The sequence below is a fragment of the Shewanella sp. HL-SH8 genome (assembly GCF_051165765.1).
Taxonomy (GTDB): Bacteria; Pseudomonadota; Gammaproteobacteria; order Enterobacterales; family Shewanellaceae; genus Shewanella; species Shewanella glacialimarina.
Map to the genome: position 1 here is coordinate 1,035,227 of NZ_CP195039.1, position 11,873 is coordinate 1,047,099.

The 11,873-nt window shown below is 42.4% G+C and carries 8 protein-coding genes; 1 reads left to right on the top strand and 7 read right to left on the bottom strand.

Annotated features, from left to right (window positions below):
- Nucleotides 1–38 precede the first annotated feature (38 nt).
- The 7 genes from ACRWQN_RS04695 to ACRWQN_RS04725 all read right to left on the bottom strand — a co-directional run bounded on the left by ACRWQN_RS04695 (nucleotide 39) and on the right by ACRWQN_RS04725 (nucleotide 7,096).
- Nucleotides 39–1,283, bottom strand: coding sequence for an alkaline phosphatase (locus tag ACRWQN_RS04695; protein ID WP_434940595.1), 1,245 nt, complete (start codon nucleotides 1,281–1,283; stop codon nucleotides 39–41).
- Between the two features lie 156 nt (nucleotides 1,284–1,439).
- The gene (gshB, locus tag ACRWQN_RS04700) at nucleotides 1,440–2,393 is read right to left on the bottom strand and encodes a glutathione synthase (protein WP_434930532.1); all 954 of its coding nucleotides are present in this window, start codon (nucleotides 2,391–2,393) and stop codon (nucleotides 1,440–1,442) included.
- A 51-nt stretch (nucleotides 2,394–2,444) separates the two neighbouring features.
- A complete protein-coding gene (gene rsmE / locus ACRWQN_RS04705) occupies nucleotides 2,445–3,185 on the bottom strand; it encodes a 16S rRNA (uracil(1498)-N(3))-methyltransferase (protein WP_434939942.1) in 741 nt (246 codons plus the stop codon).
- Between the two features lie 23 nt (nucleotides 3,186–3,208).
- Nucleotides 3,209–3,952 (bottom strand): endonuclease, encoded by a 744-nt coding sequence (locus tag ACRWQN_RS04710; RefSeq protein WP_434930530.1) that lies wholly within the window; start codon nucleotides 3,950–3,952, stop codon nucleotides 3,209–3,211.
- Between the two features lie 198 nt (nucleotides 3,953–4,150).
- Nucleotides 4,151–4,792, bottom strand: coding sequence for a SprT family zinc-dependent metalloprotease (locus ACRWQN_RS04715; RefSeq protein WP_434939943.1), 642 nt, complete (start codon nucleotides 4,790–4,792; stop codon nucleotides 4,151–4,153).
- A 90-nt stretch (nucleotides 4,793–4,882) separates the two neighbouring features.
- Nucleotides 4,883–6,049: a hypothetical protein gene (locus ACRWQN_RS04720; protein WP_434939944.1), complete on the bottom strand. Its 1,167-nt coding sequence runs from the start codon at nucleotides 6,047–6,049 to the stop codon at nucleotides 4,883–4,885.
- Nucleotides 6,050–6,184: 135 nt separating this feature from the next.
- Nucleotides 6,185–7,096 carry a LysR family transcriptional regulator gene (locus ACRWQN_RS04725; RefSeq protein ID WP_434928239.1) on the bottom strand — a complete coding sequence of 304 codons (912 nt, stop codon included), beginning with the start codon at nucleotides 7,094–7,096 and terminating at the stop codon, nucleotides 6,185–6,187.
- 125 nt (nucleotides 7,097–7,221) lie between these two features.
- Here ACRWQN_RS04725 and ACRWQN_RS04730 point away from each other — a divergent pair, with 125 nt between their 5' ends.
- Complete coding sequence (locus tag ACRWQN_RS04730; protein WP_434939945.1) at nucleotides 7,222–11,775, top strand: biotin carboxylase N-terminal domain-containing protein; 4,554 nt, start codon at nucleotides 7,222–7,224, stop codon at nucleotides 11,773–11,775.
- The last annotated feature ends 98 nt before the right edge of the window (nucleotides 11,776–11,873 follow it).

Sequence of the window (11,873 nt, forward strand, 5' to 3'; positions counted from 1 at the left end):
GGTTGAAATATCGGCTTAGCTAATCGTTAATAGTGCTTTCACTGAGCTGAGCTTGGTAATAAGCTGAATATTTTATTGGCTATATCAGTATTGTCCTGATGGCCTGAAAATAGCTTAGCACCAGGGCCTGAAGCAAAAACTTGCACGTCATCACCAGTGTGGCCCAGAGTGGTCCAACCGGTATTTGAATAAACATCAATTAACTTACGCAGTGATATTGCCATGGCTTCATTGCCTTGCATGCGTGCGTTGTTGAGTAATGTAAATTCTTGACTATTTGGCTCAAAACCTAATTGCTTAGTGACAATCGCTTGCCATGCTTGTGCTGCAATAGCCTTTGCAGCAATTACATCAGGGCTGGCTTTTACTTTATGTAGCACCGCCGGTTTCCAAACATATTCATCATTAGCACCAACTGACAGTCCGCCGGTATTATGATCGGCGGTGATTATCATTAAGGTATCTTTTTGCTGACGAACAAACTGTTCAACAATTTCAATGCTGTGGGCAAAACCATCCATTTCGGCCATCGCGGTTGCGATATCGTTGCTGTGTCCTGCCCAATCAATCAAACTGCCTTCGATTAACAGCACAAAACCATTTGGGTTTTGCGACAGTAATTCAAGTGACTTTTGGGTCAGCGCGCCTAAATGGTGTGCTTGCTTAGTATCAATAACCCAAGGTAATTGAACATCTGCAAATAAGCCTAATACTTTAGGTGAGCTGAGTGTATCTAACTGACTAAACTCAGTAATATGCTGATAACCTTTGGCCGTAAACTGGCTAAGTAGCTCGGCTGAAAAGTAGCGTTGTCCGCCACCCAAAATGACATCCGCGTCAGTATCAAGGTAGCTTTGTGCTATTTCAATATAGTTTTTACGGCTTTCATTATGGGTTAAAAACGCCGCGGGAGTCGCGTGGTTAACTTGTGAGCTAACGGCTATACCAGTAGATAAGCCCAGTGTTTTAGCTTTCTCAAGCAAGGTGGTTAAGGGGCTTTTCTCGACATCAACACTAATAGCACCGTTATAGCTTTTTATGCCGGTTGATAAGGCTGTTGCTGACGCGGCAGAGTCTGTGACATAACCACTTACGGTAGCGGGGTAAGTACTTGCCATACCCACTAATAGTCTATCGAATACCGTTTGCTCAACTTCTTCTGTTTCAGGGTTATCTTTATAATAGCGGTAGGCTGATGTGTAAGCAGGTCCCATGCCATCACCAATCATCACAATAATATTTTTAGGACGTGATTGTGAAATGTTTTGGCTGCTATTTGCCATCGCTATCGCTGCTGGCGTGCTCACTTGAGCTTGGGGATCGCTAACGATATTGGCTTCATTGGCTAATGCGCTTGTGGCGACAAGGTTAGTCAAAGCAAACAAAAATACGCTAGCAAATCCACGATAAGTGTTTAAAAACAGCATGAAATTTCCTGATTATTGAGCTGGGTTAACACGTGCCTCGATGGCATCCATCAACATACCTGTAATATCAACGTCAAATGCCGCTTCAATTTCACGGATACACGTTGGGCTAGTGACATTAATTTCGGTGAGTTTATCACCAATTACATCTAAACCGACAAAAATTAAGCCACGTTTTTTTAACTCAGGGCCGATAGCTCGGGCAATTTTCCAATCACTTTCAGATAAAGGTTGAGCCACACCGCGTCCACCTGCCGCTAAATTGCCACGGGTTTCGCCTTTCATCGGAATGCGGGCTAATGAATAGGGTACTGGCTCGCCATCGACAACTAAAATACGTTTGTCGCCTAAGGTGATCTCTGGAATAAACGCCTGTGCCATCGCATATTGCTGACCGTAGTTGGTTAAGGTTTCAATAATTACGCCTACGTTAGGGTCATCTTTTTTGATCCTAAAAATAGAGCTGCCACCCATACCGTCTAACGGCTTGATAATGATATCTGACTTTTGCTGGTGGAACGCACGAATACGTTGAGCGTCACGGGTAACTACCGTTTCAGGGGTAAATTCAGAAAACCAGGCGGTAAATAGCTTTTCATTAGCATCACGTAAACTTTGCGGCTTATTGACGATTAATGTGCCTTCTTCTTCAGCACGTTCAAGCATATAAGTGGCGTAAATAAACTCGGTATCAAATGGCGGGTCCTTACGCATTAAAATGACGTCTAAATCAGCTAACGGTGTATCAATCGCCTCACCTAGCTCAAACCATTTAGCGGCATCATTGATCACGGTTAGTGATCGCATATTGCCCATAGCTCGACCATTTACCATAGCGAGATCTTTCATTTCTAAATAAAACAGCTGATAGCCACGGGATTGCGCCGCAAGTAGCATAGCAAAGCTTGAGTCTTTTTTGATATTAATGTCGCTAATGGGGTCCATCACGATGCCGAGTTTAATCATGTTGATATCCTTAAAGTGTCAATATGTGATAGCCGTTTGCAGTATATTGCATTAACCGATATCACCAAATTTGAGTTGTAATGCTGTTATCGCGGTCAGTGCAGCCGTTTCAGTACGTAGCACGCGTGGGCCTAGCAATACGTCGGTAAAAGTAAATTGTTCAGTCATGGTGATTTCTTGATCTGACAAGCCGCCTTCAGGGCCAATTAGCAAGCGTACTTTATTCTTTTGGCCTAATTGAGTTAAGCCATTAATGCCGTGAGCCGCACGCGGATGTAAATTCAGCTTTAATGCTTGGGTTTGCTCCTGGCACCAATCCATTAATTCCATTGCGGGCCTAATTTTAGGCACCACACTGCGGCCAGATTGCTCACACGCACTGATGACAATTTTTTGCCATTGTTGAATTTTTTTATCTAATCTTTCGCCATTAAGCTTAACACCACAACGCTCAGAAAATAGCGGTGTAATGGAAGTGACACCCAGTTCTACTGATTTCTGAATGGTAAACTCCATGCGATCGCCGCGCGAGATCACCTGGCCTAAATGCAAATCCAAAGGTGATTCAGATTGATTCTCTGTAGCAGATAAGACCTTAACAGAGACGTTTTTCTTACTCGATTGAGTTATTTCGGCTAAATAGTCATTGCCATCACCACAAAAAAGACTGATTTGATCGCCTTCACCCATGCGCAATACTTTGCCAATGTGGGCTGCACCATCTTCATCTAAAGCAACGATTTGATCGACATTAAGTGAATCAATCGCTTGGTAAATCCTTGGGATTCTCATGGGTAGTGGTATCCGATCTTGTGTTATTGGCTTAACCCTAGATTCTGACATTGTTTTTGCACAAAATCATTATGATTACCTTGGGATTTGGCAATTAACTTATCACGTTTACATTCTGTTTTATCTACCGGATAACTTTTATCCCAGGCTTGAAATAATTGGCGCTGGCTAGATGAAATCTGTAATGCATAGGTTTGCTGCATATAAAAATAGGTTCTGGCTATCGCGCCACGGCTGCGAGCAGGCGGTTGAGCCTTACGGCCTTTAAAATCTATAATCATTTCACATTGACCGTATTGACCCGCTTTACCATTCCACTGGCTAAAACGGAAGTTACTGCGATCGCCATTCACCTCGCCAATTGCTGGGGTGAGGTTATGTAAGTCAGATTCCATTTTTTTAAACTGTGGGCTAGTTTTACCGCAGTTTTTACGGCCACCTTGCTGCCAACATTGTAGCTGGTGACCAAACTCCCAAGCCGGAACGACATGCTCCCACTCAATCCGGTTGGCGCGAATTTGCTGTTTACGGACTTGATAACCACAACTTTGATGTTCAGGCTGCCAAACTTTACCGGCGATGGCGATGTCACAACCACAATAAAAGCTCTTAAGCGGCAAGTTGTCCTGATAAATAGTGCGAATAATACGTTTAGCTTGACTGAAGTTAGTCGGGTGCTCCGCCGCTGCAGTAGTTAAAGGCAGTAAAGATGCACACAACAATGTGCAAAGTGCGAATAATCGCATTTTGATGGGGGGATAAAACATGATAGCGCGGACCTTAATATGTCAATATTGCAGACTAAAGCTGTTATGAAAACTGGCCTTGCCTGTCATTTTGGCGAAATGGTAAGGGATACTTTCGACTGATGCAATGATAGGGGGATGAAATCTGTTTGATGCTGTGGTTCTTGTTTACTACCTTGACGCTTATTAGTTATAGATGAGGTAAGCAGTAAGTTTGCATTACGATTGTGAGAGCGGTGTATTTTGCAAGGTATGCTGGCAGGACTTACAGCGATACTGGGTTTTACCCTTTAGCACATTGTTATGGCGTCGCACGCTAAGTTGCACGCTGCCACAACCGCAAAAATACTCGAATTGCTTGCCTCGTACCGACTGTGTATCAAGCTGGTGAGTGGTTTTTGGGACGCGGTTAAAAACCTTTCGCATAATAGTTTGCCATTCAGCCCCGTGGGGTTTAACTCGGCCAAATAGTTGAAAACTGAGTAAGTGGCTGATTTCATGCGGCACTACATCATCGATAAATACTGCGGTATTTTCATCAAGTAATATCGGATTAAAGCGCAGTTTATTGAGTTGCAAGTGAGCTGTACCAGCACTTTTACCCCTTAAGGTAAATTGAACCAATGGACGCGGAAACGTTTGCTTAAAATAGTGCTCAGCCAATTGATAATCAATTTCAATTTTATCGATAACACTTTGCTGAATCTGGCTAATATTCTTAGGATGAACAATGTGTGTGTGAGTGAAAGCTTGCTGGTTTGAATAAGCTAAGCTCACTTTGGGTTTTGCAGTAAGCGAATTAACGCTAAGGCCCAGTTTTTGAGCCATAGTGTGTAAATGCTGGTACAAACGTTGTGACAAGGTAATACCTTTAAATAAGTGGGCTGAAAAAGCTGAGTTAAATTGTACTCGTTTAAACGATAAACCGTTAAATAACGTTAACTAGAAAAGTTATAGGCTTGCCGCCGCGGCTGTAATCATCACTTTAATTTGCTCGACAATGTCATGCTCAGCCTGTGAATCATAACCCTTTACCTTAGGTGTGTGTATATGACCAACAGGAATGTTACGACCAAATTGTTGCATCAATAAGATGCTACGATAAGAGATTTCATTAGAAAGGTAGCCACCACCAGATCCTTCTACAGACGTTTCATTTTGTAGTTCATTAAGCGACTTTGCTTCAAACTGGCCACGGTCAATGGTGCTAACCTGGTGATTGTCATTCACTTGCCAATGACCTTTTTCTTTTTGCATCGCCGCTATCGGCAGTGAAAACTCGACAAACTCAGGGCCAGTTAAAGGTTGGTTATTTAGCATTGGTGGCAATGGGTTAGTTTTAGAGGCGCCAGTTAAGACATTAAGGTTATCAGGTGCGTCAGCGCTGCGATTTCGAGCCGGAAAACGTTCGATATCAAATTGTTCACGGCCCATGCTAACAGTGAAAATCATATCAACGCTGTTATCGCGGTAAATAGGTGTGAGTAAAGATTCAATTATCCCCTTGTCAAAATCAGCAAAACGTACCGGGATCATGACTGTTTCTATTTGAGCTATTTTACCGCCGATATTGAATTGATAACCATCTAAGGCTAACGCGGTGACTCCTGAAGGATTACTTTGACCAATATCTTTATCGAGGAAGAAAGGGTCGAAGCCTGTCAGTAAAATTTTAATACGTGTATCAGTTTTAAAATGAATATCACTAAAACCACGTGACGTTTTTTCAATCGCGCTGACCAAAATTTCACGCTGCCAAGGCGCAATGTTATAACCGACTCTTTGTGTTTTAAGGCTTTCACGCATCATCAGTCGGCTCCAATATAAAGCGCGATCATCCGTATGGCCTGATTGTACGTCTTTTACAGCCTGCAGCCATAAAAGATGCCCTTCGTTAGCGACCATTTGAGTAATAGCGAGTTCATCGGTTGCACTGGACAGTTTATTGTTAGCGCCTTCGGTGACGTCCTGATAGCGGTCGACAATACGTGGCATAGTTTTACTGGCCAAAGGTAAGCGCAGCTCTTCTACATCTTTAGTTAACGTGTTTGCTTGAGTCATAGTAGCAGTGGCCATTAAAGCCAAACTAGAAAGCATAAGTAGGCGTGTTGATAGCATCTTGGCAGTCCTCGAGAAGCTGATAGCGACGAATATTATTGATAATCTCGTCATTAATGACTTGGTTATACCATAAAAACTGCCCTTATTGGCAAAGGGGTTTATGGATTAACTCCAGCTTATATAACTTATGCTTTATTTCATTATTGCGCTTAATGATTCTTGATTGCTGTAACGCTTAGCAATAAAGTCCAAAAAGGCACTGATATTTGAGGCTAATTGTCGCCTGCTTGAATATACGCCATACACTTTAATAGAATCCATTGGCCATTCTTGCAATATAGGCACTAAATTGCCCGAGGCGATTTCTTGCTTGCAACTGGTATTGGATAATAAGGCAATGCCAAAATCATCTAAGGCAAAGCGTTTAACCATTTTTGCACTGTTAACCCGTACTTTACGTTGAAAGGTGGCCATAAACTTACGGTTGCCTTTGCCTACCGACCAAATCGGCGCTGATAAACTCGTGCCTAATAATATGCCCTGGTGCTGATTGAGTTCTTGCGGTGAAGCGGGGACGCCATGTTTTTTAATATAATTTGGGCTGGCGACTAAAATCGGTTGTCTTTCAAATAATAATCTGGCAACTAAATCAGAAGACTGTAAAGGACCGTACTTAATGGCAATATCATAACCTTCACCCACTAGGCCAATGTCGCTGTCGGTAAACTGAATATCTAACTCTATATTGGGGTAAAGTCGCATAAAACTTGAGCATAAGTGACCAATTACTTCTTGTGAGAAAGACACTGGAATGGCAATTCTTAATGAACCAGAAATGTCATTATGGGTGTTTTCTATGATGGCATTGGCGGCTTCAATTTCTTGGCTAATGGTTTCACAATGCTGAAAATATAGCGCGCCAACTTGGGTTAAGCTGATATTTCGGGTGTTACGTTGCAGTAAACGCACCCCTAATTCTTCCTCAAGTTGAGCAACTTTACGGCTAATTGTTGATTTAGCTTGTCCGATGTCTCGTGCAGCTTGAGAGAATCCGTTAGCCCTTACTACCGCTGCAAACAGCATCATACCGTTCAAATCCGGCATATCACCCTCACTGTCTCATTTATGGAACAAAGCGTCCAAGGTAGTTTATATGGTAATTAGCCTATTAACAAAGTTATATTTACGGGCTAAAAATTTCAGAGGCTAACGACGCAGAGGATCTAAGGATGACCAGCAAAAAGCAGCCCGCTAACAAGACTAAAGTACTATCAGCGGATCCATTATTTTTACAAGCTGAACACCTGGCTAAAGATTTTTCGTTATTTCCTGCCCATAGTAAGCAGAGTTTATCGGAAGAAGTTAAAGGGTTATTAACTGAAGATGCGATTCAAGCAAACTTAAAAGGTTTGGCGTCTTTGGATGTTGACGGCTACGTCAATAAAGTTATTTTACCGCCGCAAGACAAAAATCGCCCTGGCGCGAAACGAATGATTGCCGATTTAAAAGGTAAAATCATAGCAGAAAGCCATCTAGGATCATTTTACCGTGCTGAAGTTGAGTTAAACTTCGGCACTCGAACTCGCCGAATTGGTTTTGTTGCCCAAGAGCGCAGCACTGCTAACGGTGCTTGGATGCCTGAGCACCATTTAGCGGCCTGCAAAGCGATCCGTCACTTTGCTGAATTATCAATGCCTATTATTTACCTTATCGACACACCAGGTGCCGATGCGGGTGAAATCGCCAATAGTCAAAACCAGGCACATACTATTTCTAAAGCCATTGCAGAAAGCGCCAACGTTGACGTGCCTACAGTGGGTATTGTGATTGGTGCAGGTTACTCTGGTGGTGCTATTCCACTGGCTGCAGCTAACATTTTGTTGTCTATCCGTGATGGTATTTTTAATACTATCCAACCGCAAGGTTTACAAAGCATTGCACGTAAGTACAACTTGTCTTGGCAGGAATGTGCTAAGTCTGTGGGGGTATCGCCTGAAGAGCTTTATACCGCAGGTTGTATCGACGGTATTATCGATTTCACCCCAAGCGATAAAGATGAGCGCCAACATAACTTACGTCGTGCCATTATTAGTTCAATTGAAGCGGTTGAGCGTGCGGCAGTGAACTTTGTGCGTGAGTCTGACGATTTAAAAGAACATTATGATCGCAGTTTACAGCGTTTCTTAGCACCGTCTAAGAATCTCGTTACCCTCGAAAATAATACCGGTTTGGCTGTGGCAAGCAACCCGACCATGCACCACAATATTTTTGGTAGTGCATACCGATATTTACGTTACCTGACCTTGCGCAGCCGTATCCATTCTATCTCGCTTGAGCAGTATGGTCGTTTATCAAAAGTGAGCGTACCAGAAGGTGATTTGCTTGAACGTATCAAGCAAGAGCAAGAGCGTGTGTTCCAAGCTTGGTTAACAAACCCTGATAAGCTGGTTTACGATGAAGACCTTAATAAGTTATGGGGCAATTTCTCGACTAAACGCAGTGAGGTGTCTACTGAGCGTAACGTCATTACTCGCTTTATTTTGGGAGAGCCGAAAGAGAACTATAAAAAAGCACGTAAGGCATTAATTTTTAACCTCGCCTGGTCTTTATTCCACCGTTGGAAAGGTAACGCAGCTAACAACTTTAAAGGCTTAATTCAGCATTTAGAGTCATTACCAAAATCAGCAACGCAAGCCGCATGGCCTGAGCTAAATCAACTGACCGTATTAGATGTCGTGGTTAATGATGAACTTCGTGAAGATTTTATTTGGCACTGTCACAATATTCTGATCTTTAACGCCTTGTATGACAATGTTGTAGGCAGCTTAGCGTCTATTTCGAAAGAAGCGATGATGTCGAAAAGCTTGGCGCGTGCATCAGTTGATAAATTACTGCATAAATCAATTGATAATGCACTTTCAACTAATGATGAAGCCAATGACAAAGCCAAGTTCTACAAATGGCTTAAATACTTTATGGCACAATCGAACCGTGCTGAATTGTTAACCCGTGTAGAACAATGGAAAAGTGTTGGTTTCCCACAACTTAACGATTCATTATTCGTTATCTTGACTTATTTCTTTGAGCGTTTATTACCAGAATACTTTGACAGTGAAGATGAGCACGATAAATACACAGGGACAATCAACCCTGTACGTATTGGTCGTCGTAAAGATTTCTGGAACCGTTTGACCATGGGTTATCAAGATTTATTAATCCAGAAGGTCCTTCGTGAAGAGAAGCAAAAAGGCAAAATGGGTTGGGAGAATGTGGTTGCCAAATTCTTTACTCAGTTTGACGAAATTAATGCAGACAAAATGTCGGCTAACTTGCTTAACTTCCCTGGGTTCCGTTTATCGATTGAAGATGCCATTGATAAGAAAATTCGCCCATGTGGTTTGATAACAGGTCTTGCTGATTTTAAGCACGAAGGTAAAAAACTACGCGTGGGTGTGGCAGTATCAAATATCGCCTTCCAAGCGGGTGCATTTGATATGGCCAGCGCTGAGAAGTTTAGTGCGCTATTAATTGAATGTGCCAAGCGTAAACTTCCGGTTATCTGTTTTATTAGCTCTGGTGGTATGCAAACCAAAGAAGGCGCAGCGGCGCTATTCTCAATGGCTGTAGTAAACGATCGTATCACTCGTTTTATTCGTGATAACGAATTACCGGTATTGATGTTTGGTTTTGGTGACTGTACCGGTGGCGCACAAGCGAGTTTTGTAACGCATCCTTTAGTACAAACTTACTATTTGTCTGGCACAAATATGCCATTTGCAGGCCAAATGGTGGTACCAGCATATTTGCCGTCTACCGCGACACTGTCGAATTACTTGTCGAAAGTGCCAGGTGCAATGACGGGCTTAGTGTACAACCCATTTAGCGACACGTTAGACGGTTTGTTGACGGGTATTGATCCATTAATGCCACTGCCAACAGCACGTATTGAAGACGTTATTGGTCAAGCCTTATCAACATTGGTGCCTGAGGTGGTTGAGGTTGAAGAAGTTATTCTTCAAAATGATCCCCGTGCATTAATGAAGCCTATCAACACAGTGCTTATTCATGCCCGTGGTTGTACAGCGGTTAAGTTAATTCGCAAAGCCCATGATAATAATATCAACGTGGTATTAGTTGCATCCGATCCAGATATGACTTCTGTACCAGCGGATATGCTAAAAGAGACCGATAAACTGGTTTGTATTGGTGGTAATACCTCTGATGAAAGTTACTTAAACGCTTATTCAGTGTTAAGAGTGGCTGACTACGAAGATGTTGATGCGCTTCACCCAGGTATTGGTTTCTTATCAGAAAGCCCACAATTTGCTGCATTGTGTGTGAATAATGGTGTCAACTTTGTTGGCCCAAGTGTGCATTCCATGACCACTATGGGTAATAAGTCTAACGCGATTCATACCTCTCAAGCACAAAATGTCCCAGTTGTTCCTGGTAGCCACGGTATTTTGACTAATGCTGAGCAAGCCGTAAATGTGGCAATTGAAATTGGTTATCCTGTACTACTTAAAGCAGTACAAGGTGGTGGTGGTAAAGGTATTCAGGTGGTTAAACGCGCCGAGGATATGATTGGTTTATTCCAAAAAACGGCTACAGAAGCCGCAGCTGCATTTGGTAATGGCGACTTGTATTTAGAGAAGTATGTCACCTCGTTACGTCATATCGAAGTCCAATTGCTACGTGATAAATTCGGTAATACCAAGGTATTAGGTATTCGCGATTGTTCTGTGCAACGTAATAACCAGAAAGTGATTGAAGAGTCTGGTTCAACTATGTTGCCAGAAGAGCTTAAGCAACGCGTGATGGAATATACTCGTGCATTGGGTGTCGCAACTGATTATATGGGCGCCGGTACTGTTGAGTTTATTTATAACTTAGATGCCAATGAAGTGTACTTCATGGAAATGAATACACGTCTGCAAGTTGAACATCCTGTTACTGAAGCCACTTCAGGTATTGATATCGTTAGTGCACAGTTTGATATCGCCGCAGGTCGTTCAATTGAAAACCTTCAGCCTGTTGATCAAGGCTATGCGATGGAAGTACGTGTGACGGCCGAGAAAGCCGCCTTAGACAGTCATGGTATTCTGCAGCTATTACCTAACCCAGGTATGATCACTGAATGTATGATGCCAAAGCGTGATGATGTGGAGCTGATTTCGATTGCTGAAGCCGGTAAAGAAATATCACCATACTATGACAGTTTAATCGCGCAGATCATTATTCGTGGTATCGATCGTGAAGATGTTATCAAGAAAATGTATGAATATTTAGATACAGTAGTGATTAAAGGTATTGCGACCAACATTCCGTTGTTGAAGCGTATTCTTAAAGATCGCACTTTCAATGAAGGCGTATACGACACTAACTACTTACCACGCTTAATGGCTGAGCTAGATATTCCAGAGCTTATTGCGGAAATGGAAGCTGCGGCAGAAAACGTTAAAGTAGATACTGAGTCGTTACGTGTTGGTGAAAGTAATGAGCTGAAAGTATTGGCACAGGGCGCAGGTATTTTCTACACTTCACCAGCACCGGGTGAAGCTGATTTTGTTAAAGAAGGCGACATAGTGACTGTGGATCAAACATTAGCATTAACAGAAGCTATGAAGATGTTCTCGCAAGTGACATTAGCAGGCTTTAACCGTCAAGATGCAGTTTTGTATCCTGAAGATCAGACATACCGTATAGAGCGTATTTTAAACAGTAACGGTCAACAAGTTTCACAAAATGACCTATTGTTTGTTATCTCACCGGTTGACGCATAACGGCTTAGCTAACTGATATAAGTTAATCTTGTAAGCCAGATAAAAATACCCGCCAAGTGCGGGTATTTTTTTGTTTAAATCAACTCTATTTTTCAATA